24 protein-coding genes are annotated in these 25709 nt (G+C 64.3%); 9 read left to right on the forward strand and 15 right to left on the reverse strand.

The features are described 5' to 3' along the window. Position 1: 1 nt before the first annotated feature. The 3 genes from U741_RS0110885 (at position 2) to U741_RS0110895 (ending at position 2568) form a co-directional block, all read left to right on the forward strand. On the forward strand, positions 2-334 hold the full coding sequence (locus tag U741_RS0110885; RefSeq protein WP_084154807.1) for a LapA family protein: 333 nt from the start codon (positions 2-4) through the stop codon (positions 332-334). Next, complete coding sequence (locus U741_RS0110890; protein WP_152551574.1) at positions 331-1488, forward strand: hypothetical protein; 1158 nt, start codon at positions 331-333, stop codon at positions 1486-1488. Before U741_RS0110885 ends, U741_RS0110890 begins: the two co-directional genes overlap by 4 nt. Positions 1489-1584: 96 nt before the next feature. Continuing rightward, positions 1585-2568: an NAD-dependent epimerase/dehydratase family protein gene (locus U741_RS0110895; RefSeq protein ID WP_029890503.1), complete on the forward strand. Its 984-nt coding sequence runs from the start codon at positions 1585-1587 to the stop codon at positions 2566-2568. A 27-nt stretch (positions 2569-2595) separates the two neighbouring features. On the opposite strand, the gene U741_RS0110900 is transcribed toward U741_RS0110895, so the two are convergent. From U741_RS0110900 to U741_RS0110910, 3 genes are read right to left on the reverse strand one after another with little or no spacing between them, the layout of a single operon-like run. Continuing rightward, positions 2596-4116, reverse strand: coding sequence for a M48 family metalloprotease (locus U741_RS0110900; RefSeq protein ID WP_029890504.1), 1521 nt, complete (start codon positions 4114-4116; stop codon positions 2596-2598). Positions 4117-4174: 58 nt separating this feature from the next. After that, the gene (asd, locus tag U741_RS0110905) at positions 4175-5053 is read right to left on the reverse strand and encodes an archaetidylserine decarboxylase (protein ID WP_235200319.1); all 879 of its coding nucleotides are present in this window, start codon (positions 5051-5053) and stop codon (positions 4175-4177) included. Beyond that, the gene (locus U741_RS0110910) at positions 5050-5667 is read right to left on the reverse strand and encodes an SCO family protein (RefSeq protein WP_084154809.1); all 618 of its coding nucleotides are present in this window, start codon (positions 5665-5667) and stop codon (positions 5050-5052) included. Before U741_RS0110910 ends, asd begins: the two co-directional genes overlap by 4 nt. 178 nt (positions 5668-5845) lie before the next feature. Between U741_RS0110910 and prmB the strand changes: the two genes are divergently transcribed. From prmB to U741_RS0110930, 4 genes are read left to right on the forward strand one after another with little or no spacing between them, the layout of a single operon-like run. Next, complete coding sequence (gene prmB / locus U741_RS0110915) at positions 5846-6775, forward strand: 50S ribosomal protein L3 N(5)-glutamine methyltransferase (protein ID WP_052378712.1); 930 nt, start codon at positions 5846-5848, stop codon at positions 6773-6775. After that, positions 6765-7865, forward strand: coding sequence for a chorismate synthase (gene aroC / locus U741_RS0110920; RefSeq protein ID WP_029890508.1), 1101 nt, complete (start codon positions 6765-6767; stop codon positions 7863-7865). The genes prmB and aroC overlap by 11 nt, the downstream gene beginning before the upstream one ends. Then, positions 7866-9686: a DEAD/DEAH box helicase gene (locus tag U741_RS0110925; RefSeq protein WP_029890509.1), complete on the forward strand. Its 1821-nt coding sequence runs from the start codon at positions 7866-7868 to the stop codon at positions 9684-9686. Beyond that, positions 9683-10843, forward strand: a complete 1161-nt coding sequence (locus U741_RS0110930) for an MFS transporter (RefSeq protein ID WP_084154810.1) — start codon at positions 9683-9685, stop codon at positions 10841-10843. The genes U741_RS0110925 and U741_RS0110930 overlap by 4 nt, the downstream gene beginning before the upstream one ends. A 6-nt stretch (positions 10844-10849) precedes the next feature. Here U741_RS0110930 and U741_RS0110935 read toward each other — a convergent pair whose 3' ends face one another. The 12 genes from U741_RS0110935 to U741_RS0110990 all read right to left on the reverse strand — a co-directional run bounded on the left by U741_RS0110935 (position 10850) and on the right by U741_RS0110990 (position 23512). Continuing rightward, positions 10850-11572, reverse strand: coding sequence for a UDP-2,3-diacylglucosamine diphosphatase (locus U741_RS0110935; RefSeq protein ID WP_043110265.1), 723 nt, complete (start codon positions 11570-11572; stop codon positions 10850-10852). Between the two features lie 5 nt (positions 11573-11577). After that, positions 11578-12105 (reverse strand): peptidylprolyl isomerase, encoded by a 528-nt coding sequence (locus tag U741_RS0110940; RefSeq protein ID WP_029890512.1) that lies wholly within the window; start codon positions 12103-12105, stop codon positions 11578-11580. A gap of 110 nt (positions 12106-12215) precedes the next feature. Beyond that, positions 12216-13199, reverse strand: a complete 984-nt coding sequence (gene dusA, locus U741_RS0110945; RefSeq protein ID WP_029890513.1) for a tRNA dihydrouridine(20/20a) synthase DusA — start codon at positions 13197-13199, stop codon at positions 12216-12218. A gap of 8 nt (positions 13200-13207) precedes the next feature. After that, positions 13208-14299 carry a redox-regulated ATPase YchF gene (gene ychF / locus U741_RS0110950; protein ID WP_029890514.1) on the reverse strand — a complete coding sequence of 364 codons (1092 nt, stop codon included), beginning with the start codon at positions 14297-14299 and terminating at the stop codon, positions 13208-13210. 18 nt (positions 14300-14317) lie between these two features. Beyond that, on the reverse strand, positions 14318-14896 hold the full coding sequence (gene pth / locus U741_RS0110955) for an aminoacyl-tRNA hydrolase (protein ID WP_029890515.1): 579 nt from the start codon (positions 14894-14896) through the stop codon (positions 14318-14320). 130 nt (positions 14897-15026) lie between these two features. Then, positions 15027-15671, reverse strand: coding sequence for a 50S ribosomal protein L25/general stress protein Ctc (locus tag U741_RS0110960; RefSeq protein ID WP_029890516.1), 645 nt, complete (start codon positions 15669-15671; stop codon positions 15027-15029). A gap of 194 nt (positions 15672-15865) precedes the next feature. Further along, positions 15866-17365 (reverse strand): aldehyde dehydrogenase family protein, encoded by a 1500-nt coding sequence (locus U741_RS0110965; protein WP_043110266.1) that lies wholly within the window; start codon positions 17363-17365, stop codon positions 15866-15868. A 189-nt stretch (positions 17366-17554) separates the two neighbouring features. Further along, on the reverse strand, positions 17555-18418 hold the full coding sequence (locus U741_RS0110970; RefSeq protein WP_029890518.1) for an SDR family NAD(P)-dependent oxidoreductase: 864 nt from the start codon (positions 18416-18418) through the stop codon (positions 17555-17557). Positions 18419-18511: 93 nt separating this feature from the next. Next, a complete protein-coding gene (locus U741_RS0110975) occupies positions 18512-19885 on the reverse strand; it encodes a DUF1329 domain-containing protein (protein ID WP_043110267.1) in 1374 nt (457 codons plus the stop codon). A 168-nt stretch (positions 19886-20053) separates the two neighbouring features. After that, the gene (locus tag U741_RS0110980; RefSeq protein ID WP_029890520.1) at positions 20054-20539 is read right to left on the reverse strand and encodes a DUF2505 domain-containing protein; all 486 of its coding nucleotides are present in this window, start codon (positions 20537-20539) and stop codon (positions 20054-20056) included. Between the two features lie 184 nt (positions 20540-20723). Beyond that, a complete protein-coding gene (locus tag U741_RS0110985; RefSeq protein ID WP_052378713.1) occupies positions 20724-22133 on the reverse strand; it encodes an amidohydrolase family protein in 1410 nt (469 codons plus the stop codon). After that, positions 22127-23512 (reverse strand): CoA transferase, encoded by a 1386-nt coding sequence (locus U741_RS0110990; RefSeq protein ID WP_052378714.1) that lies wholly within the window; start codon positions 23510-23512, stop codon positions 22127-22129. The genes U741_RS0110985 and U741_RS0110990 overlap by 7 nt, the downstream gene beginning before the upstream one ends. A 177-nt stretch (positions 23513-23689) precedes the next feature. Between U741_RS0110990 and U741_RS0110995 the strand changes: the two genes are divergently transcribed. Beyond that, positions 23690-24217 carry a MarR family winged helix-turn-helix transcriptional regulator gene (locus tag U741_RS0110995; RefSeq protein WP_029890523.1) on the forward strand — a complete coding sequence of 176 codons (528 nt, stop codon included), beginning with the start codon at positions 23690-23692 and terminating at the stop codon, positions 24215-24217. 95 nt (positions 24218-24312) lie between these two features. Beyond that, positions 24313-25707 (forward strand): OmpP1/FadL family transporter, encoded by a 1395-nt coding sequence (locus U741_RS0111000; RefSeq protein WP_161776182.1) that lies wholly within the window; start codon positions 24313-24315, stop codon positions 25705-25707. Positions 25708-25709 lie beyond the last annotated feature (2 nt).

A 25709-nucleotide genomic window follows, 5' to 3' on the forward strand; every position in this document is an offset into this window, starting at 1 on the left:
AATGCTGCTACTGGTTCTGTGTCTGATATTTTTATTAATTGGTGGTGTGCTGGGCTACGTCAACCAGGCGCCGGTCAGTGTTGATCTGCTGGTCGCGCAGTTCGAGCTGCCGCTAATTGTCTGGATGCTGATCGTCTTTGCGGTTGGTGTGCTGTTGACGGCGCTGGTCAGCGGGCTGCGCCAGTGGGCGCTGACCCATCGTTGCCGCAGGGCTGAAAAGCGGCTTGCCGCGGTCGAAAACGAGTTGCGTCACTTGCGTCAGGTCAGCTCGCCGGGGCACGCCACTCCTCCGGCTCGGTCGGCGTCCGTCAAGGCGATGACCAAGACCCCATGATTGATGCTTTGGCGCAATGGACCCTGCTGCCGCTAGGAATGGCACTGGGCTGGGCATTTGCCCGCAAGGCGTTCAACAACAATGCCGCAGGCCAGCCGCCACCCATTGATGCCGGTACGCCGATGCCAATCGACCAATCGGTGCGTTGGATTGCCGAGGCCACCGGTGAAGGCGAGGGTAACCTGCCCGAATTGCAGTTGTTGCTCGGTAATTTCTTTCGCAAGCGTGGCAATGTCGAGCACGCCATTCGCCTCCACGAAGCGGTGTTGGCCCACCCCGATGACGCCGCCCGACACGCCGACGCCGCGCGTTTTGAGCTGGCGGTCGACTACCAGCAAGCCGGCCTGCTGGACCGCTCCGAGCAGTACTGGATGGAATTGGTTGAAGGGCGTTCGCCGTTTGCCCCGGCTGCGCTGGAGGAATTGATCGCACTCGCTGAACAAGGTCAGGACTGGCCGCAGGCCATCACCTGGGCCACACAGTTGGCGTCGATCAAGGGGCAAAGTCAGGCCGATCGAATTGCCCATTACCACTGCCAGCGCGCCGAGCAGGCACTGACCCGTTCCGAGTTCGACGTCGCCATGAAGGCCGCCAAGCAGGCGCAGTCGCACGACAATGGTTCGGTGCGGGCACGCTGGCTACAAGGCCAGATTCTGTTGCGTCAGGGTGACCCCAGCGCGGCCGTGACACGCTATGTCAGCGCCGCTGAGCTCGACGCGCGGTTTCTTGAGGATCTGGTCCCGGCCATCGAAGAATGCTGCGCGCGGGTGGACGACCCGGCGCTGCGCGCGCAGGCGTTTGAAGACCTCAATGCCATGCACCCGCAGGCCCCCGTGTTGATCGCAGCCGCCGCAGCGCAGAAGCGTGCCGTCGGTGAGGACCCGTTGCCCACGCTTACGCGCGGGCTCAAGCTGGCGCCGACCCGCGGGCTGCTCAAGGCCTTTCTCGCCGAGATTGAGCCACGGCCCGAAACCGAATCGATGGGCATGCGCGCGTCAGCAGCCGCCATGCACGCGGCGCTTGAGCGCCTGGAGCAGTCGGCCGCCGGATACCGCTGCGAACACTGTGGGTTTACCCCGCGCAACCGCTTCTGGCAATGCCCGTCATGCCGCCAGTGGGGCACGATTCATCGCTTGCCTGACCAGATCGGCTGAAGCGTCCGCGCATTCGCGAATCCCGAGTCGATGCGTCACACTCGGCGCAAAATGATCGCCCCAAGAGGCGACGGCGGAGGAAGAGGAGGCGTATCGATGCGTCCGCAAGCATTCGTCACCGGCGGCACCGGCTTTGTCGGCCTCAACCTGATCCACCATTTGGTGCAGGAAGGTTGGGCGGTCACCGCCCTGTGCCGGCCCACATCACCCCGAGAGTGGTTGGATGGCCTTGCAGTGGATTGGATCGAGGGCGACATCACCGACCTGCGCACCTGGGACGCGCCGGTGCCGGTCCTGCCTGACGCCATTTTTCACGTCGCTGGCAACACGCAGATGTGGAGCCGCCATCGCAGTGAGCAGCTCAAGGTGCACGTCAAGGGCACCCGGAACATCGTGAAGGTTGCGCTTGAGGTGCGGGCACGACGGCTGGTGCATGTGTCCAGCCTTGCGGCATTCGGGTTGCACAGTGGCCTGATCACCGAAGAGACCCCCAGTCGCGGCAGCCGCTCGGCGCTGAATTACGTCCGTAGCAAGGCGCTGGCCGAACGCGAGGTGGCGCACGGTCGCAGTGCCGGCCTGTCGGTGGTGACATTCAACCCCGGGCACCTGATGGGGCGCTATGACACCCACAACTGGTCGCGCCTGTTCAAGCTGGTACAGCAGCATCGGTTGCCTGCCATGCCGCCAGGCGGCGCCAGCTTTGCGCATGTGGGTGAAGCGGTCAGGGTGATGGCGGTCGCCGCCCTGCACGACAAACCGCAGCCGCGCTATGTGCTGGGCGGCGCGCAGGTGACCTATGCCGACCTGCTGCGTCAGGCCATCGCCGTCATGGGCGTCGAGCGCCGCGCATGGACGCTACCGGTCGAGGCTTTGCACCGTTACGCACAACTTGAAGAATGGATGGCGACCGTTTTTCGGCGCGAGCCCGAGATCACCCGTGAAGCGGTCAGCCTGATGTCCGGCAACCTGTACTGCAACTGTCGGCTGGCGCAGCAGGATCTCGGGTATCAGCCGGTGCCGATGACGGCGATGCTCGGCGAGGCTTGGGGCTGGTGGCGACAACACGCAGCGTCGGCCTGACGCGCAGGACGCCGTGGATCAGCGCGGTCAGGGCTGTGTGCGGTGGTGGGCAGCGCCGACACGGCGCGTACGTTCGTACTCGGGGGTCCAGTTGCGCGGCAGCGACTCGCGAACTTCGTTGCGGCGAGCGGTGAGGCGGGCCTGCTCACGCTCGTTGAGATCGTCAATCCGCAAACCGGCGTCGAGATGCGAAAGCGCCGTGCCGGCATCGCCGCGAGCAAAGTGGTAGTTGCCCATCTGATAGGCCGCCTCGGCCTTGTCGCCGGTCAAGGTCGCGGCATCTGCCAGCAGGCGCAGGCCTTGCACGTGCAGCTCGAGCGCCTGGTCGTGACGCAGTAGCAGGCGCCGCGCTTCCACAGGCTCGCCCTGGTCGATCAGCCAACTGGCGTACTCCAGCGTTGCCGCGCCAGAGCGTGGGTAGAGCGTCACCGCGCGCTCGTAGGTCGCGAACGCAGCCTTGATCTGCCTCGCAGCCCGTTGTGCCTCGGCCTGGGCCAGCAATACATTCAGATTGCGAGGCTGCGATTCGATCAGGGGCGCCAGCGCCGCCAGCGCCTCCTCGGGCTGCCCCACACGGACCAGCGCCAGCGACAGGCCATAATGACTGGCCAAGCTCGCATCGCCCTTGCGGACCAACTGGCCGTAATATTCCAGCGCCTCACTCGGCCGACTTTGTGACAGCACCCGTGCACGTGCACGCATCAGCTCAAATTCGGCGTTGTCTTCGTTCTCAACCCCCGGCATTTTGGCGGCGCTGGAACGCGCCTCGGCGATGCGTCGCGTGTTGAGCGGGTGGGTGCGCAGAATTTCCGGAACCCCGGCGCCGTACAAACGGGTCTGCTGTTCCAGAGTTGAGAAAAAGTTGACCACGCCGTCGGGGTTGAAGCCGGCTGCCGACATCGTCTGAATGCCCAAACGATCAGCTTCCAGCTCGTGGCTGCGGGTGTAGTTGATTTGCCGCTGCGCGTTCAGCGCGCCGCCGGCCGACAGCGCGCCCAGCACCACGTCGGAGTCGCCGCCGCCGGCAATGATTGCCAGCAACACTGCGGCCCAGGTGGCCAGTGACGCGACCCCGGTTCCTTCTTGCGTTCGGGCGATGTGGCGCTGGGTGACGTGGGCGATTTCGTGGGCCAGTACGCCCGCCATTTCGCTCTCAGTCTCAGCGGCCATCAGCAGGCCACGATTCATGCCGATGTAGCCGCCAGGCAGGGCAAAGGCATTGATGCGGCCATCGGCGACGGTAAAGATACGGATGTCGGTTTCCGGGGCGTTGCTCGCGGCCAGCAGGCGTTGGCCGATTTTCACCAGGTAGTCCTGCAACTCCGGATCTTCATCAATGATCTGGTAGCGATAAAGCTGCCCCATGACCTCGGCGCCAATGCGGCGCTCGTCAGCCGGTGACATGGACTGGTCGGCAGGCTCACCGATGTCGGGCAGGTCGGCAACCGAAAACGGGGGCGAAAAATCGGCAACGGCAGCGGGCATGACCGCGACCAAGCTGGTGGCACCGGCCATTAAAAGGGTTACCGCCAGCCATCGTTGCGTCATCACATGCTCCAAGGGGCCCCCTTGGACGTTGCCAGGTGGCCGGAGTTCATCAGCCCCGTCAGCACAGCATACTGATTGGCTGCCCCAGACGGATGCGGCCGTCTTCGCTGACCCCAGCCGTTGGCCGCGTCATGCCGGCTGCAGTCACCACCACCACGGTTGAACCCATGTTGAAGCGACCCATCTCAGCGCCGCGCGCGAGATGAACCGGCGTCGGCGGGGTGATGATCGGGCCGGGCGCACCGCGCTGGTGGGGCGGTGTGACTGCGCCGCTCCAAACGGTTTCAATACCGCCGACGAACAGGGCGCCGACCAGCACCATGGCCATGGCGCCGTGTTCGGTGTCGAACAGCGCCACCAAGCGCTCGTTGCGGGTGAACAGATCGGGCATGGCGCTGGCAGTCATGCCGTTGACACTGAACAGGCGACCTGGAATGTAGCGCCAGGCGCGCAACTGACCGGCCACCGGCATGTGGATGCGGTGATAGTTGTAAGGCGCCAGATAAATGGTCGCGAAGTCGCCGCCCTTGAAGGTTTGAGCCCAGTCGGTGTTGCCGAGCAAGGCCTCGACGGCGTAGTGATGCCCCTTGGCTTGCACCAGTTGGCCGTCATTCAGCGGGCCGTGCTGGCTGATGCGGCCATCGACCGGCGAAATGAACGCCGGCGCCGGCGCCAGGGCCCGCTCACCGGGCTTCAGGGCGCGGGTGAAAAAAGCGTTGAAGTGCTCGAAATCTTCGACCCGCTCGATCTCTGCCTCGGCCAGCGAAATGTTGAATCCGCGTATGAAGGCGTGAATCAGTCCGTTCTTGAACGGTGTCCAGCGCACCCGCGTCAGGCTGTGCACCAGCCTCGACAGCGCACGAGTCGGCAGCACTAATTGCAGGCCGACGAAGCATCTTGCCGCCAGGCTGGCGCCGGCCAGCGTCAGGTCGCTCACGAACGCGGCCTTTTGCCCTGACGCACTGATTCAACGATGTGCTGAATATCGGCCGCAAACACCGCCGGGTCATTAAGTTCGGTGAGGAACGCCACCAGTCGTCCATCCGGATCAATCAGCGGCATCGCCGTCGAATGGTCCATGGTGTAGGTGTCGCCCTCCAGCGGCGCTTTGGCGTAGGCGACGCTCAGCGCGCGCGCCATCAGCGGCAGGTCCTCAATGGACGCAGGCGTGATTGCGCCAAACGAAGAGTCAAAAAACTGTACGTATTCACGCAGTCGCTCCGGGGTGTCGCGCTCGGGGTCCACCGAAAACAACTGCACCTTGACCGGTGCCAGCGCCTCGGCGATCTCGGCGAGACGACTGAGTGTGTCCGGGCAGATGTCGGGGCAATAGGTGAAACCGGGAAACACCAGGCGCCATTCGCCGGTGGCCGCGTTCAGCGGCACGGTCTCGCCGGCCGCGTTCAGCGTGTCAATCGGGGGCAGCGCCCGTGGCGTATCCAGCCAAACCGCCTGTTGTAGCGAGGACGATGGCTGCCATTGCGAGGCCACCCAGACGCCCAGCAGGCCGGCCATCAGACTCAATATGACGGGAAGTCGCCAGCGCTTCATGCGTACACCATGGAATTTAGCCTTCGAGTTGGACGATTCCCGCCGCGCAGTGGCTGTGGATCATCGATAATGTCGCTCGATTATTTCACAGGGCTCCGTCGCGCAATGTCGTCCGCGATCCGGGTGCTCATCATGGTCGCCCCTGAGGCGATGCAAGCCAGCGGTTTTCAGGTCTCCCGTGTCTCAAATTTCGCCGCTCCCCGATGCGCTTGGCCGTCTGACCCGTCTCAACGACTGGGTCCGTTGGGGCGCGAGCCGCTTCACCGAAGCCGGTCTCATCTTCGGCCACGGCAGCGACAACGCGTTGGACGAGGCATTTCATCTGGTTTGTCATGCACTGCACCTGCCGCCCGAGTTGCCGTCCGCCTACATGGATGCGCACCTCACACCAGACGAATGTGCCGCCGTGCACGCCTTGCTTCGGCGACGCCTCGACACACGGCAGCCGGCGGCTTACCTGACGGGCACGATGTGGTTCGCCGGTCTACCGTTCGAGGTGAATTCACACGTGCTGGTGCCGCGTTCGCCGTTTGCCGAGCTGCTGTCGCACGACTTCGCGCCCTGGGTGACCGAAGCGCCGCAGCGGATACTGGATTTATGTACGGGCTCTGGCTGCATCGGCATTGCCTGCGCCCTGGCGTTCGAAGACGCCGAGGTGGTGCTGGCCGATCTGTCGGACGAGGCACTGGCCGTTGCCCAGCGCAACATCGTCAAACATGGTCTTGAAGATCGGGTGCGCTGCGTGTCGGGCGATCTGTTTGTCCCGCTACAGGGCGAGGTCTTCGACCTGATCGTCACCAATCCGCCCTACGTGCCCACGGCCGAATGGCAGCAATTGGGCGCGGAGTACCAGCAGGAGCCGCGCATGGCACTGGATGCCGGCGACGACGGCATGGACTGCGTGGCCCGTATTCTGGCCGAAGCGCCGATTCACCTCAGCGACAACGGTGTGCTGTTCTGTGAAGTGGGCGGTAGCCAGAACGAATTTGACGCCCGCTGGCCCGACCTGGCGGTCACCTGGGCGCATTTCGAGCGCGGCGGCGATGGCATTCTCGTCATTGATCGCGCCAGCCTGCTTGCCCACAACGAGGCCCACCATGTCCGGTAACCAGCTCGGTCACTTGTTCATCGTCACCAGCTTTGGCGAGTCGCATGGGCCCGCCATCGGCTGCGTGGTCGACGGCTGCCCGCCGGGGCTGGCACTGAGCGAAGCCGACATTCAGCCCGATCTGGACCGTCGCCGACCCGGCACCTCAAAGTTCGTAACCCAGCGCAAGGAGCCCGATCAGGTCCGCATCCTGTCTGGTGTGTATGAAGGCAAAACGACCGGCACGCCGATTGCGCTGCTGATCGAAAATACTGACCAGCGCAGTTACGACTACGCCAAGATCGAACAGGTGTTTCGGCCCAATCATGCCGACTACGCCTACATCCAGAAATACGGCGTTCGTGATCCGCGCGGCGGCGGGCGCTCCAGTGCACGCGAGACCGCCGTGCGCGTTGCTGCCGCCGCCATCGCCAAGAAATGGCTGGCCGAGCGCTACGGCATTGTCATTCGTGGCTGTCTTGAGCAGATGGGCGACATCGTCTGTGCGCGTAGCGACTGGTCGGCGGTCAACGACAACCCGTTCTTCAGCGCGGACCCGGCCCAGCTTCCTGCTTTGGAAGCGGCGGTGACCGCCTTGCGTGAAGAAGGTGACTCGGTGGGTGCGCGGCTCTACGTCGAGGCCACTGGCGTACCGCCGGGCTGGGGCGAGCCGGTGTTCGACCGTCTCGATGCCGATCTGGCCAAGGCGCTGATGAGCATCAACGCCGTCAAAGGGGTCGAGGTCGGCGAGGGCATGGCCGTGGCCCAGCGCCGCGGCACCGAACACCGCGACGAGATGGCGCCCGACGGCTTTCTCAGCAACCACTCGGGCGGTATTTCTGGCGGCATCAGCACCGGGCAGACCGTTTACGCCCGATACGCCATCAAGCCGACATCGAGCATTACCACGCCCGGCAAGTCGATCAACGCGGCAGGCGAGGCGGTCGAAATGCGCACCACCGGCCGCCACGACCCGTGTGTCGGCCTGCGCGCCACGCCCATCGGCGAAGCCATGATGGCGCTGGTGCTGATCGATCACGCGCTACGCCATCGGGCGCAAAATGCCGATGTTGTGTCTTCCACCCCCCGTCTTCCACCCGAGCCCCTCTAGATGACCTTTTCCGAACTGGGGCTGCCCGAAGCGCTCGTGACCCGCCTTGCCAGCGTGGGTTACGAAGCGCCGTCGCCCATCCAGGCTGCGACCATTCCCGCGTTGATGCAGGGCCGCGATGTGCTCGGCACCGCCCAGACCGGCACCGGCAAGACGGCCGCCTTTGCGTTGCCGGCAATTGCCCGCCTGCGACCCAACGACAACCGCGTGCAGGTGCTGGTGCTGACCCCGACGCGCGAGCTGGCGATTCAGGTCGCCGAGGCTTTCCAGACCTACGCCACCGAGGTGCCCGGATTCCGCGTGCTGCCGATTTACGGCGGTCAGCCTTACGGCCCGCAGTTGCAAGGTTTGCGCCGTGGCGTGCAGGTCGTGGTGGGCACGCCGGGTCGGGTCAAGGACCACCTTGAACGCGGCACCCTCAGCCTGGACGCGGTGCAGGCCGTGGTGCTTGACGAAGCCGACGAAATGCTGCGCATGGGCTTTGTCGAAGAGGTCGACATCATTCTCAGCCGCGCGCCGGCCACGCGACAGGTTGCGCTGTTCTCGGCGACCATGCCGAGCTCGGTGCGGCGCATCGCGCAGACCCATCTCAAAGATCCGGTCGAGGTCAACATTGCGGCCAAGACCCGCACCGCCGCCGACGTCAACCAGCGCTACTGGTACGTGGCCGGCACCCACAAGATGGAGGCCTTGACGCGCATTCTGGAGGCCGAAACCTTTGATGCGATGATCATCTTTGCCCGCACCAAGGCGATGACCACCGAGCTGGCCGAAAAGCTGCAGGCGCGGGGTTTTGCGGCGGCGGCGTTGAACGGTGACATGCCGCAGTCGGAGCGCGAGCGCACCGTCGAGCGATTGAAGAACCGGCAGCTCGACATCGCCGTGGCCACCGACGTGGCGGCGCGCGGGCTGGACGTGGAGCGCATCAGCCACGTGCTGAACTACGACATTCCGACCGACACCGAAAGTTACATTCACCGCATTGGTCGTACCGGTCGGGCGGGGCGCAGCGGTGAGGCCATTCTGTTTGTTGCGCCGCGTGAGAAGCATCTGCTGCGGCTGATCGAAAAAGCCACGCGCCAGCCGATCACCGAAATGCGCCTGCCCACGGTCGCAGCGGTGAACGCCAAGCGCATGGACAAATTCAAACAGTCCATTGCCGACACCTTGGCCAGCGGCGGCAGTGATGCCTTTCGCCCGATTCTGGAGGACATGGTTCGCGAGCAGGGCGTGAGCCTGCTCGATATCGCCTGCGCACTCGCAGCCAAGGCCCAGGGCAAAACGCCTTTGCTGATGTCGCCCGACGCCGAGATTGCACCGCGGCCGCCGCAGCCGCGTGATGACACCTCCGGGCGCCCGGTCCATGCCCGGCAGGCGGATGCGCATGCCGGCAACAAGCGTCCCGACAAGCCGCGCCCCAGTCAGAGCCGTCCCGCGCACACGCCTGAAGAGGGGATGGCGCGCTATCGCATCGAAGTGGGCCGCCAGCACGGTGTGCAGCCGGGGCAGATTGTCGGCGCCATCGCCAATGAGGCCGATATCGACAGCCAGCACATCGGCCGCATCGAAATCGCCGAGGACTACAGCTTGGTCGACCTGCCGGAAGGCATGCCCAAGCCGGTACAGAAGGTGCTTGCCAAGGCCTGGGTGTGCGGGCAGCGCTTGCAGATTCGCCAGGTTGAAGCCGGTGAGGTTGCGGCCACGCCCTACAAGCCGAAGTTCGACGGCAAGTCCAAGCCCCAGCACAAGCCAGTCGGTAAACCCGACTTCAAGCCGGGCGCGAAAAAGTTCACCAAGAAGCCTGGCCCGCCGCGTCCGTGAGTGAGGCGCTGTCGGCGGCCCATCGTGCCGCTTCCAACCGGCTGGCCGCGTTTTATTTCTTCTACTACGCGACGGTCGGCGCCTTCATTCCCTACTGGGGACCCTACCTTGAAGCGCGGGGATTCTCGGCGCTGCAGATCGGCGCCGCCTTTGCCCTGATGGGCGTCTCGCGCTCGATCATGCCGGTGGCCTGGGGCGTGTGGGCCGACCGCAGCGGCCAGCGCATGCGGCTGATTCGTGTCTCCACGGTGGTGTCACTGCTGCTGTTTCTGACGATTCCGCTGGTCGGCAACATCGCTGCCATTGCTGCGCTGATGCTGGCGTATTCCCTGTTCTGGCATGCGCTGCTGCCGCAGTTCGAGGTGGTGGCCCTCAACCATGTCGCCACCACCGGGGCCGACTATTCACGCATTCGCATGTGGGGCTCGGTGGGGTTTGTGTTTGCAGTGCTCAGCCTCGGGCCGCTGCTCGATCGCTGGGGCATGTTGCCGCTGCCCCTGCTGGTGGGTCTGGTGTGGCTCGGCATGGTCGGCACCGCGTGGTTGGTGGCCGAGCCAACCCAGCCGCCGAGGGTTCGTGAGGCGCGCGGTGCGCTGTGGATCATCCTGCGCAAGCCGGAAGTCATCGCGCTGCTGTTGGTGTGCCTTGCCTCGCAATTGAGCTTTGCGACCTACTACAACTTCTTCACCCTGTTTCTGGAGCGTCACGGTTACAGCCGCGGGTTTGCCGGGTTTCTCTGGTCACTGGGCGTATTGGCCGAGATCGCCCTGTTCTGGTGGATGCGGCCGCTGATTCAGACGCTCGGCGTGCGCAACCTGATGCTCTGGGCCATTGGCAGCACAGCAGTGCGCTGGGCTGTGACCGCCCTGGCCGTCGACCATTTGCTGCTGCTGATACTCGCGCAGTTGTCGCACGCGCTGACCTTCGGTGCTTTTCACGCCGTCTCGGTGCATTACGTGCAGCGCATGTTTCCGGGGCAGATGCACGGCCGTGGCCAGGCGATTTACAGCGCGGTGTCTTACGGCGTTGGCGGCAGTCTCGGCTCGCTGATGGGCGGCTGGCTGTGGGACGCCGTGTCGCCCGAATCGACCTTCCTCACCGCGGCGCTGATGGCCTTGCTGGGTTTCTGGATCGGCTGGCGACGCCTGCCGAAATGACCTGCTTCAGGCCGGAGTGGGGCTGAGACGGTCACTGGCGTCGATGCGCAGGCCTTCCATGCGCGTTGGCGTCCAATCCGGCAGCACGATGCGTTCGCAGTCACGACCGTTGATCGGCGACCGGTGCGTCTGGGGTCGATGGGTGTGACCATGAATGATGCGGTCCACGCCGGCATGCTTGAAGGCGTTCACGACCGTCTCGGCCGACACATCGGTAATGGTGGTGTTTTTTTCGGCAGTGAACTCGCGGCTCTGCTGCCGCATGCGGTCCGCAATGCCTTGCCGCCATGTGCGGGGTAGACGCAGGAACAGACGCTGCAGGCCGCGGCGACTGATCACGCGCCGGTATCGCTGGTAGCCGCGGTCATCGGTGCACCACTGATCACCATGCGACAGCAGCGTGGGCCGGCCCCCGAGGGTGACGATGCAGGGGTCGGGCAATTTTCGGGCGCCCGTGGCGGCGCAAAAGGCATCACCGAGCAGGAAGTCACGGTTGCCGACCATGAAGCGCAGGTCGACGCCGGCGGCGGTGAGTGCGCGCAGGGCGGCCACCTCCTCGGCATAGGTGTCGATGCCGAGGTCGTCACCAATCCAGGCTTCGAAAATGTCGCCCAACAGGATCACCTGCTGCGCATCGGCCTGCGCTGCCGCAAGCCAACGCAAAAAGCCCTCGCGCAGTGGCGAGGGCTTTGGCGGCAAATGCAGGTCCGAGACCAGCCAGACATTCATGCCCGTTACTCGGCCGCAATGACCTCGGCGGTGTTGATCACCACCTGCTCGACGGGCACGTCGCGGCCAAACGGCGGCGTGTTGCCGGTGCGGGCTTCGGCAATCTTGTCGAGCACGTCCATACCTCTGGTGACCTTGCCGAACACCGCGTAGCCCCAGCCGTCCTGACCGGGATAGTCGAGAAAGCCGTTGTCACCATGGTTGATGAAGAACTGCGATGACGCCGAGTGCGGGTCGCCGGTGCGCGCCATGGCAATCGAGCCGCGCACGTTTTTCAAACCGTTCTTGGCCTCGTTCTCAATGGGCTTGCGGGTTTGGCGCTGCGCGTACTGCGTGTCGTAACCGCCGCCCTGAATCATGAAGCCCTTGATCACACGGTGAAACACCAGACCGTCGTAGTGGCCGTCCTTCACGTACTGCACGAAATTGGCCGTGCTGTTGGGGGCGTTCTTGCCATCAAGCGCGAGCTCGATGACCCCGGCTGAGGTGTTGAGGCGGATGTTGACGGTTTCAGCAGCGACAGCAGTGTTCATCGTGGCTCCGAGGAGTAGTCCAGAAAAAAGAGTGTTGAGCGTGGCCTTAAGAATGCGGTTCATCACACAGCCCATGGAAATTAAAGAGCTAGAAGTATCGCCGCTTTGCCTCAAGCGCGGGGGTGAACCGCTTGCAGCGCCTGTTGCAGCAGCGCGGCGGTTTGAGGCCGGTTGCCGTGTTCCGACAGATACCTGCGAAAGGCCTTGCCGCCACTTTCGCCGCGGTACAGCCCCAACAGGTGGCGGGTCAGCCGGTTGGCCGCTTCGCCGCGCGCCGCCATGGCGTCGAGCAGTGGGGCCATCTTCAGCAGCGCCTCGTCGCGGGTGCTGACCGGGTTCGGCGTGCCGAACAATCGTTGATCAACATCGGCCAGCAACCACGGGCGCTCGTAGGGCGCGCGGCCGAGCATCACGCCGTCGACGTGGGCCAGGTGCGCTGAACATTCGTCCAGTGTTTCGATGCCGCCGTTGATGACCACCGTGAGGTCGGGGAAGTCCTGCTTGAGCCGGTAGACGTGCTCGTAGGTCAGCGGCGGCACTTCGCGATTTTCCTTTGGCGACAGGCCCTGTAGCCAGGCTTTGCGGGCATGGACGATGAACACCGTGCAACCTTCTGCGGCGACGGTTTCGACAAAATGGCGCATGAACGGGTAGTCCTCCGCGTCATCGACGCCGACGCGGTGCTTGACCGTAATGGCAGCGTCCGTGGCGCCGCGCATGGCTTTCACAGCCGAGGCCACACGCTCGGGCTCGCGCATCAGACAGGCGCCGAAACGACCTTCCTGCACCCGGTCGGACGGACAGCCGCAGTTGAGGTTGATCTCGACGTAACCGGCCCGGCCGCCGAGTTCGGCAGCCCGGGCCAGATCATCCGGCTCACTGCCACCCAGTTGCAGCGCCAGCGGATGCTCGGCTGGGTCATGGGCCAGGAATCGGGGCGCGTCACCGTGCAGCAGCGCGCCGGTGGTCACCATCTCGGTGTACAGCCGCGCGTGACGGGTCAGCACGCGGTGAAACTGACGGCAATACGAGGTCGTCCAGTCCATCATCGGCGCCACGCAGAAGCGCCAGGGAGAAGGGCTCGCCACCGTCATCAGTGGGCTCAGACGTTGAAGCGAAAGTGCATCACGTCACCTTCCTTGACGATGTATTCCTTGCCTTCCAGCCGCCATTTGCCGGCTTCCTTGGCGCCCGGCTCGCCTTTGTAGCGGATGAAGTCTTCATAGCCGATGACCTCGGCGCGGATGAAGCCTTTTTCGAAGTCGGTATGGATGACGCCCGCCGCCTGCGGGCCGGTGGCGCCAACCTTCACGGTCCAGGCGCGCACTTCCTGCACACCGGCGGTGAAGTAGGTCTGCAGGCCCAGCAGGTCGTAGGCGCTGCGAATCACCCGGTCGAGGCCTGGTTCTTCGAGGCCCAGCGAGTCAAGAAAGTCCTTCTTGTCGGCGTCATCCAGCTGGGCGATCTCGGCCTCGATCTGGGCGCAGACGATCACCACCACCGCGTTTTCTTTCGCCGCCAGCGCCTTGACCCGGTCAACGTATTCGTTGCCGCCCAAACCGGCTTCATCCACGTTGGCGATGTAGAGGCCGGGCTTGGCGGTGATCAGCTGCAACTCCTTGACGATCAGTTTTTCGTCGTCGTTCAGGGTCATGCTGCGCACCGCCTCACCGTTGTCCAGGTGCGCCTGCACGCGGGTCAGGCAGGCGCTGCGAGCGGCGGCGTCGGCGTTGCCACTGCGTGCCAGCTTGTTGGAGCGCTCCAACGATTTGGTGACCCGGTCCAGGTCGGCGAGGGCCAGTTCGGTGCCGATCACGTCGATGTCGCGAATCGGGTCGACGCTGTCCATGACGTGGATCACGTCGTCGTCGACAAAGCAGCGCACGACGTGGGCGATGGCGTCGGTGTCGCGAATGTGGGACAGGAACGCGTTGCCCTTGCCCTTGCCCTCGGCGGCGCCCTCAACCAGGCCGGCAATGTCGACAAACTCGACCGTCGCGCCGAGAATCTTCTGCGGTTTGACGATTTCGGCCAGCGCCTGCAAGCGAAGGTCGGGCACGGCCACCACGCCGACGTTGGGGTCGATGGTGCAGAACGGGTAGTTCTCCGCCGCAATCTGCGCCTTGGTCAGAGCGTTGAACAACGTTGACTTGCCCACGTTCGGCAAGCCGACAATCCCGCATTGAATGCCCATACCGTTTTCGTCCGTCGATTAATCAGATTGTGTGTGGAGTTGGGTCATGGCCTGCTCCCAACCTTTGGTAAACCAGGTGTCCAGCGCTCCGGCCGCCTTGATCAGCGCATCGCTGACCGCGGCCGCTTCATCACGGCCGGGTCGCCCCAGCACATAGTTCAGCACCTGCGCCTTGTCCCCGGGGTGGCCGATACCGATTCGCAGGCGTCGGTAGTCCGGTCCCAGTGCTGCATGGATGTTGCGTAGTCCATTGTGACCGGCGTGGCCGCCGCCGAGTTTGAGACGTGCCGTGCCGGGCGGCAGCGCCAACTCGTCATGCGCGATCAGCAGGTTGCCGGGCTCGATCTTGTAAAACTGCGCCACCGCCTGAACCGCCTGCCCGCTGCGATTCATGAAGGTTTGCGGCTGCACCAGCAGCACATCACGGCCGAAGACGGTGGCGCGCGCCGCATGGCTGTGAAACTTGGACTCTGGCCGCAGGCTGACGCGGGCGGCGCCGGCCAGTGCGTCAATCCACCAGAAGCCTGCGTTGTGGCGGGTTTGTGCGTAATCGGCGCCGGGGTTGCCGAGGCCAATCAGGGCAACAAGCTCTGACATCAAAGTGTCCCGTGTTGATCAGGTGCCAAGGGCGCCATCAGGCGCAAACAAGTCCGTTCACACTGCCGGGTCCATAAAAAACCCGTCCGTGGCAACCCAACGGACGGGCGGTGTACCCGCTGGCGGCAGCTTACTTGTCGTCGCCTTCGCCTTCAGCGGCTTCGCCTTCAGCCTCGTCCGCTTCTTCGTCGACCTTGCCGACCTTGGTCAGGTGGCAGGACACGACGCCGATGTTGTTGTCGTGCTTGAGCTCGAGCAAGGTCACGCCCTTGGGCAGTGCCAGGTCGGCCAAGTGAATGACTTCGCCCAGGGCCAGCTTCGAAACGTCGACTTCGATGAACTCGGGCAGATCGCCCGGGAAGCATTCAATTTCAACTTCGTTGATGAAGTGCTCGATCATGCCGCCGCCGAGTTTCACGCCGGGTGTCACGTCTTCGCCAACGAAATGCAGCGGTACCGATTTGCGCAGCAACTGGTCGGCCACGACGCGCTGGAAGTCGGCGTGATAAACCTCGTCACGCACCGGGTGGCGCTGAAGGTCTTTCAATACGGCCTGCACCTGCTTGCCTTCGAGCTCGATGGTGAGAATGTGGGCGTAAAACGCTTCGATCTTGAGCTGCTTGAGCAGTTCGTTGTGGCTGATCGTGATGTTCTGCGGGCCATCGTTGCCGCCATAAATGATGGCGGGAATCTTGCCGGTGCGGCGCAGACGGCGGCTCGCACCCGTTCCTTGCGCAACACGCGGCTCAGCTTCAACTACAAATGTTTGGGTCATGGTGACTCTCGGTTGGGCCCGTTTTCACACGGGCAGGTAGAACGCAGGAACCGCGACCAGTCCCCGCGGGGGCGCGATTGTACGGCATCCCGCGTCTGCAGACACCCCGAAGCTCACGTCCAGCCAGTCGGTGCGCCATCGAATCAGACGTTTGCGACAGGGCCTCGCGAGACAACCACTCCCCTGCAACCGGGTCAGTGGCCGCGCAGGCTGCCCATCACCCGAATCACACCGTTGATGGCCTTGATGGCCGCATCGGGCATCTTGATTTCCTTGCCCATCATCTGGCCGATCATCTTCTTGTACTTGTCGGAGTAGGGCGGAAACATCAGTCCCGGATCGCCGACCGGCGGGCCTTCTTCAACCACCGCGCGGGTATTGGAACACTCCAGAAAGCTGAAGTGACCGCCGATGCGACCGGTGCCGCTGGAGTTGACCCCACCAAAGGGCAGGTGCGGGTTGGTGCCGGACTGGATCAGGTTGTGGTTGACCACGGTCGAACCCGAGGTGGTGTGGGTGAGGAACCAGTCGATGGCCTCACGATCTTTGGCAAAGATGTACAGCCCCAGCGGCTTGGGCCGCTTGCGGATGGTGGCGATCACTTCCCCACGCTTCTGCCACGGCAGCACACAGAGAATGGGCCCGAAGATTTCTTCCTGCATGATCCGCATGTCTTCGGTGACGCCGGTGAGCACGGTGGGGGCAATGAACAGATCGTCGGCATCGGTCTGCCCGCCCACAGCCACGGTCGCGCCTTTGGCGAGCGCGTCATCCAGCAGCGCCTTGATGCGGTCAAAGTGCCGCCGATTGACGATGCGCGGCACCTCGGGTGACTGCCGGAAGCCCTCGCCGCTGGCGTCGTAGAGCGCGTGCAAGGCCTTGCCCAGTGACTCGACGAACGGGCCTTGGATGGACTCGTGCACCAGCGCATAGTCCGGTGCCAGGCACACCTGACCGCAGTTGGCGACGCGGCCCCAGGCAATCTTGCGGGCGCTGTCGGCCAGGTCCGCACTGGCATCGATGATGGTCGGGTTCTTGCCACCCATCTCCAGGGTGACGGAGGCGAAGTGCTCGGCGGCGGCGCGCATCACCAGCCGGCCCACGGCGTGACCGCCGATGAAGAAGATGTGGTTGAACGGCAGTTTCAGCAGTTCGGAGGCCACTTCAGGCCCGCCCTGGATCACCGCAAACTCGTCCGACGGGAAGGCCTTGGCGACGATTTCGGCCAGCACCTGCGCCGACAGCGGCGCCAGTTCTGATGGCTTCAGCACACAGGTATTGCCGGCAGCAATGGCCCCCAGCAACGGAACCAGACCGATGGCGATGGGCGCGTTCCAGGTGGCGAGATTAAGCACCACGCCTTTGGGCTCGTACTGCACGTAACTTTTTTTGCCGAGGCTCATCAGCGAGCCTTTCACTGGATGCCGCCCCATCCATTTGCCGAGGTTGCGGGCGACAAACTCGCACTCGGTCTTGACCATCAACAACTGCATGTCGATGTCCATGTCCTGCAGCTTCAGCTCTTTGCGGCCGGCCTCGAGAATCTGCGGGCGGGCGTCCATCACTGACTTGAGCAGACGGCGGATTTTCTCGGCGCGCTGCTCGGCGGTGGTGCTGACCAGTTCGTGGGACTTGAGCGCCAGCCGCTCGAACAGCGGCTGCAAGGGCGGGGCGGTGTGCAGGGGGTCATTCATCACGGGGGTCTCGCGAAAAGCGTTTGAAACGCAAAGAACGCAAAGGAAAACATCAAGGCGCAAAGAGAATCAGTTGGGAAAGACCACGTGCGTCGCTCAGTCCGCGTGGCGTGCTGTTTCAACCCCACTCTTCGCGTCCTTGCTTTTCCCCTTCGCGCCTTTGCGTTGAATGTTTTCTTGTGGCCGGGCTCAGCCTTTGTAGGCCGGAATCTTGAAGGTTTTGCGCATCATCGCTTCAAGCTGGCTGTCGGAGAGAATGCGTTTCATCACGCCCATGGGCTTCACGTCCTTGCCCAGATACTCCATCGGTTTCCATTGTTTTTTCGCCAGAATCTCCAAGGTGCCTTCCAGCGCCTGCTCGGGCGAGCTGCCGGTTTTCTCCAGCATGTCGGGCAGCACCTGACAGTAGGTGTTGCGCAGCGGTTCGTAGACTTTGAGCAGATCGGCACGCTGTTCGGCCCAACTGTTCTTGGTGTTGACGTGTGCGTTGGCCGACATGCCGGTGAGCACGCCGCCCGGGATGATCGAGGTCACTTCGATGCCCAGCGGCCGCAGTTCCTGTCGCAGGGTTAGGGTCATGCCATGGATCGCGTGCTTGGTCATGTTGTAGATGCCTGCGCCCACCGGGCTGGCGAGGATGGCGCCCGAGCTGTAATTGGCAATCCGTGCGCCGGGGACGTTCTTGCGCAGTAGCGGCAGAAAGGCCTGAATCACCCGCAACTGACCGAAGGTGTTGATGTGAAACAGCCTCTCGGCCTTGGCCAGATCGACCCCTTCCAGCACCCCGGTGGCCTGGTTGGCCACACCGGCGACGTTCATCAGCAGGTCGATGCCCTGACCGTTGAGCGCCTCGGTGACGATGCGCGCGCTTTCGGTCACCGACGCGGTGTTGGACACATCCTGGTCCACCACGGTGATGTTGCCCTCGGTCTTGAGCTCGGTCGGTGCGCCGGGCAGTACGCCGGCAAAGACGCGCCAGCCCCGATCGGCCAGCGCGCGCGACAGCAAAAAGGCCTGGCCGACATTGGCGCCGGTGATGAATGCGGTTTTCATTGTTTGGGTGATCCGTGATGACTGAAACGTGATGAGTGATGGGTGATTCGTGAGAACGCGGCGAACGCGTCACCCATCAGGTTTCACGCCTGGTTAGTGGCCGCCTCGGGCCGCAGCCTGGGCGCTGAAATGATCGGGCGTCAGCGGTACGTTCAGGCGCCACCAGTCATTGCCACGCTCGTTGGTCAGGTAGCCCGCTTCATAGGCCCCTGCATTGAGGTCGTGATAGATCGACGCGCCGCGGTGGTAGGTGCCCGATTCCTGCGAGTAGAAATAGGCCACGAAATTGGTGCGCCACAGTTCGTCGCGGTTGTCGTAGCTGTCGGCCCAGAGTGCCAGCCAGGTGTCTTCGTCGGCATAGACCGTGCGCTTTTTGTAGATGTGACGAACGCCATCCTTCAGCTCGCCCTCAATCACCCAGACGCGGCGCTTTTCGTAGCGCACGTAGTCAGGGTTGAGCGAGTGCGGCCCCAACAAATCGCTGTAGGGAATGGCCGGGTCGTTGACCCGGTTGTTATGGAATGGCACATAGAATTCCTTCTTGCCGACCAGCTTCCAGGTGTAGCGCTCGGGCGAGCCGTTAAACAGGTAGTCGTCGTCGACCACGCGCATACCGGCCGGCGGCACCGGCGTGTCAAAGCCCACCTCGGGCGCCTGGCGTACGCGGCGCGTGCCCGGGACGTACTGCCACGACTGGGTCGCATCTTTCGAGAAGTTGTTGGGCTGATAACCCACGGCCACGAAGCCCCGATCACGACGCGGCAGGATGTAGCCGGTGTAGAAATACGCATTGATGTGATCGGCGAACGACGCCCGCTTGTCCGGGTCAGGATCGTTTCCCGGGTTCAAGGTCATGAACTTGTTTCGGCCCCAGGCGATGCTGCCGTTGGAATAGACATTGGCGATGTCAGTGACCGCCTGCTCGGTGGACGCGCGGTGCGGATTGATCACGTTCCAGATCGCCTCAAGGCCGCTGTTGGGGAACGGGAAGGGCGGCGCACCGGTCGTGCCGGTGATGCCAAGTCCATCATCGACAATGGTGGCCTCGGTCGCATTTTTCTTGATGATGTCGCAGACCCAGTCTGCGAACCGGAAGTCGCGATGCGTCGGGTACACCTTCATCCGAAAGTCGTCGGGGTACTTGGCGAGCAGCGCCTTTTGACCCGCAGTCAGTTGCTCGGCGTACTCGTCGGCGTTTTCCGCGGTGATGGTGAACAAGGGTTCTTCGTCGGCATAGGGTCCAGGCTCATAGCCGTGTTCTTGGGTCTGTCCCGGCCAGGTCTTGAACCACTTGCCGGTAAATTCCGGAATGCTGCCGTCGGCATTGCCGGCGCGCTCGGCACCCATGCAGGTGCGGTCCTTGCCGAGGCTGGCGACCTGCTCGGCCGTGGCAGCGGCGGAAGCACCCGCCGACCACGCCAAGGCACCGACCGACAAGAGCAGAAAACGGAGTGCTGAACATTTCATTGGTTGAATCTCCTACAGCGCACGACGGCGGTTGAATGCGGAGCCGGACTGAGCTCTTGAGCGATGGGGCATGAACAAGCTCTGCCCTCTTCTTGACTGGATGGTAGGCCGCTGCGCGGCGCCTGCATCGTCCGAATTGACGAAGTGGCGCGGCGCTGTGGCCGACGTTCATCGATAGTCGTCGAGCATCGTCAGCGCCAGACGGGTCTCGTCATTGGCGCGGCGTTCCATGTCGCCGATGATGAATTTTTCCAGTGCTCCGCCAATCAGTGGAACGCGTGCTTTCAGGGTCCATTGATAGCGGATCAGGCAGCCGTCCTTGACGTTGGACATCGCGGTCATGCAGTGGATGTCCAGTGGCATGCCCTTGGGTTCGACCAATACCTTGCCGGTGAGGGCTTTGGCGTCCCAGTGCTCGTCATTGATCACACAGGATTCGCTGGGCACCACTTTCTTGAGCAGACCGGGCACGTCGATGGGCACCACGCGTTCAACGCGGATGCGGAAGTGCTGACCATCGAATGCGTGATCGAGTACCGCGTAGCGACGCAGGCCCATCTGCTCAAGCTTGCGAATGTGAAAGTCGCGGTCGGTGAACATGCGCATCACCACGGCGGCAGACGCCGGGTACCGGGCGGTGGTTTCGTGTTGCATCGCTGCGCCTCAAAGACTTGATACGAACGAGTGTCGTCAGCGCAAACAGGCGCAGCGTCCCCGATTGGATGAGGTCTGGCGCGCTGCCGGACTGTCTTCGAGTCACTTAAGGACGTCGAACCGGTGCCCCCTCTCCCGCACGCGGGAGAGGGCTGGGGAGAGGGCCGCGCGCAGCGCGGAAGGTTCAGCCGTTGACGGCCGCCGCGCCGAAAATCTCGACACCCGCTCGCCAAACCCCAAGCACCCGTGCGGCTCGCAAGTCGGCGCGAGCCTGTCGCCAGGGCCGATCGATCAGGCACAGGTCGGCGATCTCGCCCGGTGCGAGGTCGAAGCGCGGCACGCCGGGTGCGTCCAGCGTGCCGGTGAACAAACCCAGCGCGGCTTCCGGCGTCAGGGCTTCGGCGGCGCCCAAGACCTCGCCATGGCGGTCGCGTCGGTCCACCGCTGCCTGCATCGCCGCCCACGGGTTGAGACCGCCAAACGGGGCGTCGCTGCCGGCCGCCAGTGCGATGTCGGCGTTACAGAAGCCGCCCAGGCGGTACAGCCACGGCTGATCATCGGTATCCACCTCAAGCCGGTAGCGGTCGCCTTTTTCGGCAATGAAGTGCGGCTGGCTGACCACGGTCAGGCCCAGGTGCCGCATCGCCTCCAGCAGCTCGGGCGGGCAGACGCCGGCGTGCTCGATGCGGTGCGCGCTGCTGGTGGCGGCAGCGTTCAGCGCCGTGAGCGCAAAGACCAGCTCGACGCGGCTGGTGCAATGCAGCGCCGTGGCGCGCCCGGCGTGCTGTCGGGTCCGGATCTGCGTGACCAATGTGTCGAAGTCGGGCAGGGCGCCTTCCAGCAGGTGCACCTTGGCCTCGCCGACGTGCAACAGCGCCGTGGCCGGCAGCCCATCCAGCGTGGCGTTGCCCATCAGGCGCACCCGTTGACGCAGGTCGCCCGCCGCATGCATCAGGGCGAAGGCGTGGGCGGCGTCACGGTCATTGTCTGGGGTGGCGTCGGTGAATCCCACCACGCCATACCCCGCCAACTGTTGGCTCAGCGCTGCCACCGACGGCCGCTGGGACGGCACCCGCTGCCGCAGCCAGGTGTCGCCATCGAGCAGGTGACCGGTGCAGCGCCCACGCACCTGCTGGAACGGCGCGTTCTCGCCCAGCGGTCCCAGCGCGTCCAGCGCCAGGCTGTTGAGCACCCACAGGCGACCGCTACGGTGCTGAATGCGCACCGGCACGGCGGGTCCGTGACGGTCCAGCCAGTCGCGGTCCAGCGGCGCATCGTCGCCCATCACCGATTCATGCCAGCCCACGCCGCGCAGCCACTGACCGTGCCTTGCTGCGGCGTTCAGCGCCGTTGCCAGCGCGCGAGGGCCGTCGATCTGCGGCGGGCCACAGTGCACCGAGTGTTGTGCGGTCGCCGATGCCAGCAGATGCAGGTGGTGATCGTTCAGGCCCGGCAGCAGCGCGTTGCCGCGCGCATCGATCTCGGACTCGCCGTCCCGGGCGGGCAGGTGTGTGTCCAGTGCGGCGATGCGACCGGCGTCGATGCGCAGGTCAAACGCAACGCCGTCGAGGCCTGTCGCGTTGCGGATCAGCACGGTGCAAGGCCATCCAAGATCTGCGCGCTATCGGCACCAAGTGACGCGGCGCGCGCCACCGGCAAGCGGGCGCGCGGCGGCTGGGCGATCACCCCATGCCGGTGCAGCCATGCCTGCCAGTCGGCATGGCGGGCGCGGCGCCCGGCCGTCGATTCGGGCAATTCGAAGCAGGCGGCATGCCGGGTGACATCGACCAGCGACAGGCCGACCAGTCGGCCGCCGCCATCACACCAGCTCGCCCACGCCGCCAACGCTGCATGCAGGCCGGTGAGCGGGTCGGCCAGGGCGTCGCCCACCATCAGGCGCTGCCCGGTGGTGTCGTGCATGAGGTGGCTGAGACCGGCGGCGACGGTGGCGTCGTCGCCAAAGGCAACGCGCTCGGCGTCGGGCCCGCAGCGGCCGTAGCCGGTCAGGCTGATCCAGGTGCGGTGCGGCCGTTCTGCAACCCACGCCTCGGCCTCAATGCCCAACTGCTGCAACGCGCGCGGCCGCGAGCCCTCGATGACGATGTCGGCACTTGCCAGCAGCGCGCGCAACTGTGCGGTGCCGGTGGGCGTGCCCCAGTCCAGCGCCACGCAGCGCTTGCCGGCGTGCAGCAGGTTGAAGAAATCGGCGTTGCCGCGTCGCGCGCCGTCCGGGCGCTGCCAGCCTTCCACCTTGATGACCTCGGCGCCGAGCCGCTGCAGCAGATGGCTGCAAAGCGGTCCGGCCCACAGCGACGACAGATCCAGCACCCGTGGCGCGCGGGCCGGCATGGTTGTCGTGCCGCGCCAGTCCGCGCCGCTGTGAACCGTGCACCACGCTGCGGCCTGCGGGGCCTGATCCCGCGCCACCGCCAATCCCAGCCACCCGGCGCGTTCGATCAGCAGCGCGGACGGACGCCGCGTCAGTTCAGCGGCCAGGGTCGCCAGGTCCGGGCAGGCATCGATCTCCAGCCATGCCGGCAGCAGCGCCCAGTCGTCATCCCGGGCGAGGTTGACCGCCAGCCAGTCATCGGCCGTGGCCAGCAGGTGGCAGGCGCCGCCGGGCGAAGTCGCGCCGGCGCGGGTGCTGCCCGTGAGCGCCGCCCGTTCGCCCAGCAGCAGGGCCGCGTCAATCTCATCAAGGCCCGCCGTGTTGGGCGCCACGGACTTCAGCGCGGCGAGGGCGCCCTGCGCCGCACTCACGATAGGGGCAATACACAGCGCTGGGTCGTGGTTGCCCGTCAGCGCCATCAAGCCGCTGCGCGCCCAAGCGGCGGCAGGGTGTTCAGGGACGGCAATGCACGCGTCGTGCTCAGAGCGCCCCAAGTCGTTGAGCAAGACCGACACGTAGCGGCCAGCCAGGCCAGCTTCGGCATGGTGTTGTTCGGCACGCTGCGGGATGAGACCTGCGGTCATGACGTCGTTTTGTCACGCATGAACAGCGGTGTGATGGACGGGTGCGCAGGTTAGAAAGGGTTTCACGCCGTGTGAATCATCGGCTTTCGGTCGACGCGCACTGTACATCTCACGTTGCCAAGGGATTTCGGCAATAAGCTGTGATAAGTTCATCAATGTACTATCAATGGTATTGCCATGAAAACGCGTGATCGATTGCTTGCGGTTGATGCCAGTGCCGAAGACTGGCAAGCGAGTGTTCCAGAATTTTCTTATGAAGACGTCACGCTGATGCGGCTGATCCGGGTGGCCAGCCAAAGCATCACCGCGTTTACCGACCCTTTGCTGCGGCCCTCGGGGCTGACGGAAAGCTCCTACCACACGCTGATTGTGGTGCTCGCCAACGGGGATCGTGGCACTACGCCATCAGCGTTGTGCGAGCAGGTGGGGCAAAACCGCGCCAACATGACCCGCATTCTCAACGTGCTGGAAACCGAGGGGCAGGTACAGATCAAGGCCGACCCTCACGATGCGCGTCGGCGGCAGGTGGTGATCACCCCCGCAGGGCGCGCATTGGTGAGAAGCCATGCGCAAGCTTTCCAGCCCATCGTGGCAACGGCTTTCAGTGCCCTCGACGCCAATGAAAAGCAAGCCTTTGAGCAGATGCTCAGACGCCTGGTGGTGTCGATGGACCAGGCTGAACAGGTCGTGGCGCGTCAGCGATGAGTCGGCCGGGAAGGGCGTTGAGCATGCAATGGCGGGCCTTCTGGGCGCTTTGTCTGTGTGGTGTCGCGGTCTCGGTAGGAAACGCGTCGAACGGAATGAACGCGGTGGGGACCGGTGCCATACAACTGGGCATGGCCGGGGCGGGTACCGCCATGGTCGAGGATGCCACTGCCACCCTGCGCAATCCTGCGGCGGGCGCGTGGCTGGAGAGCGGCATGGTGGCCGAGCTTGGCGTCGCCATCCCCGACGGGGGTTACCGCGCGGGGCCGCGGGGCGATGCAGCGCCGTTTGGCCTGCTCGATCTGGCACCGGGACGCCAAACCTCGATCACCGGGGTTTTTCCGCTTCCCTCGTTTGCCCGCAACTGGCGCATTGATGACCGCACGGCATTCGGTTGGGGGCTGAGTGCCTCGGGCCTGAAGTCGCTGTCAGACGGGTCCGACACCACCCTGGCCCGCGGCGTCCCCGGTTTCGCGGCCAATTGCGAAGGTACGTTTGGTGGTGGCAACGCGACCTCAGCGCTGACCGACTTGTCTGGTTTGTGCGGCCAAAGTGGCACGACCCTGGGGGTCGATCTCACCCAGATTCTGCTTTCGGCGCATTGGGCATACCGGCTCACACCGACCCTCGCCGTTGGCGTTTCTCCGGTGCTGGCCGGCCAACGCATCGCCTTGCGCGGTCTCGGCGCGTTTGCAGCATTTTCGAATGCGCCAGACAAGGTCACCGACAACGGCTTCGACTACGCCTATGGCGGCGGCCTTCGGGTCGGCCTGCTGTGGGAGTTGGGCGCAGGTGTCGGGATCGGCGCGGCCTATCAGAGCCGCTTGTATCAAACCGATTTTGACCGCTATTCCGGCGCCATCATCGGTAAGTCGCTGGATTTTGCACCGGTGCTGAATCTGGGGGTGCAGTACCAGTTTCTGCCGGGCCATCGTCTGTTGATCGACTTTGAGCAGATTCGCTACGGCGACGTCAAGGCGCTGAGCAACACCGTGGCGGCGCAGCGGTTTACCGATGAATGCTTTGTGCCGAGACTGCTCAGCCGTAACCTGCCGAACACCGCCATGCTTGATGCCTGCCTGGGCGGTAACGCGGGTCCCGGCTTTGGCTGGCACAGCGTGGAGGTGTACAAGGTCGGGTATCAGGGTGAGCGTGGCCGGCTGAGTTGGCGCGCGGGCTTCAGTTGGGGTGGCAACCCGGTGGGCAAGGATCAGGCATTGCCATCCGTGTTCGCACCTGCCGTCACCGATCAGCACGCCGCCATTGGATTGTCATGGAAGCTCAGTCCTCGGCTCAATCTGGGGTGGGCCTTGCTCTATGCGGTGAACAACACGCAGCGCACGCTCAACACCCTGAGCAGCGCCCGCCCGGTGCTGCTGCAGGGCCAACTGCTGACATTTAACGTGGACGCCGACCCGGGCGACCAGCTCATCGAAGCGAATCTGAGCGTCTGGCAGTCACAATTCTCGCTGGGCTGGACGTTTGACTGAGG

It is taken from the genome of Polycyclovorans algicola TG408, from assembly GCF_000711245.1.
GTDB classification, from domain to species: Bacteria; Pseudomonadota; Gammaproteobacteria; order Nevskiales; family Nevskiaceae; genus Polycyclovorans; species Polycyclovorans algicola.

Coding starts and splice junctions, on each gene's coding strand:
- U741_RS0110885 (WP_084154807.1), top strand. CDS start 2: ATGCTGCTACTGGTTCTGTGTCTGATATTTTTATTAATTGGTGGTGTG.
- U741_RS0110890 (WP_152551574.1), top strand. CDS start 331: ATGATTGATGCTTTGGCGCAATGGACCCTGCTGCCGCTAGGAATGGCA.
- U741_RS0110895 (WP_029890503.1), top strand. CDS start 1,585: ATGCGTCCGCAAGCATTCGTCACCGGCGGCACCGGCTTTGTCGGCCTC.
- U741_RS0110900 (WP_029890504.1), bottom strand. CDS start 4,116: ATGACGCAACGATGGCTGGCGGTAACCCTTTTAATGGCCGGTGCCACC.
- U741_RS0110910 (WP_084154809.1), bottom strand. CDS start 5,667: ATGAAGCGCTGGCGACTTCCCGTCATATTGAGTCTGATGGCCGGCCTG.
- aroC (WP_029890508.1), top strand. CDS start 6,765: ATGTCCGGTAACCAGCTCGGTCACTTGTTCATCGTCACCAGCTTTGGC.
- U741_RS0110925 (WP_029890509.1), top strand. CDS start 7,866: ATGACCTTTTCCGAACTGGGGCTGCCCGAAGCGCTCGTGACCCGCCTT.
- U741_RS0110935 (WP_043110265.1), bottom strand. CDS start 11,572: ATGAATGTCTGGCTGGTCTCGGACCTGCATTTGCCGCCAAAGCCCTCG.
- U741_RS0110940 (WP_029890512.1), bottom strand. CDS start 12,105: ATGAACACTGCTGTCGCTGCTGAAACCGTCAACATCCGCCTCAACACC.
- dusA (WP_029890513.1), bottom strand. CDS start 13,199: ATGACGGTGGCGAGCCCTTCTCCCTGGCGCTTCTGCGTGGCGCCGATG.
- ychF (WP_029890514.1), bottom strand. CDS start 14,299: ATGGGCATTCAATGCGGGATTGTCGGCTTGCCGAACGTGGGCAAGTCA.
- pth (WP_029890515.1), bottom strand. CDS start 14,896: ATGTCAGAGCTTGTTGCCCTGATTGGCCTCGGCAACCCCGGCGCCGAT.
- U741_RS0110960 (WP_029890516.1), bottom strand. CDS start 15,671: ATGACCCAAACATTTGTAGTTGAAGCTGAGCCGCGTGTTGCGCAAGGA.
- U741_RS0110965 (WP_043110266.1), bottom strand. CDS start 17,365: ATGAATGACCCCCTGCACACCGCCCCGCCCTTGCAGCCGCTGTTCGAG.
- U741_RS0110970 (WP_029890518.1), bottom strand. CDS start 18,418: ATGAAAACCGCATTCATCACCGGCGCCAATGTCGGCCAGGCCTTTTTG.
- U741_RS0110975 (WP_043110267.1), bottom strand. CDS start 19,885: ATGAAATGTTCAGCACTCCGTTTTCTGCTCTTGTCGGTCGGTGCCTTG.
- U741_RS0110980 (WP_029890520.1), bottom strand. CDS start 20,539: ATGCAACACGAAACCACCGCCCGGTACCCGGCGTCTGCCGCCGTGGTG.
- U741_RS0110990 (WP_052378714.1), bottom strand. CDS start 23,512: ATGACCGCAGGTCTCATCCCGCAGCGTGCCGAACAACACCATGCCGAA.
- U741_RS0110995 (WP_029890523.1), top strand. CDS start 23,690: ATGAAAACGCGTGATCGATTGCTTGCGGTTGATGCCAGTGCCGAAGAC.
- U741_RS0111000 (WP_161776182.1), top strand. CDS start 24,313: ATGAACGCGGTGGGGACCGGTGCCATACAACTGGGCATGGCCGGGGCG.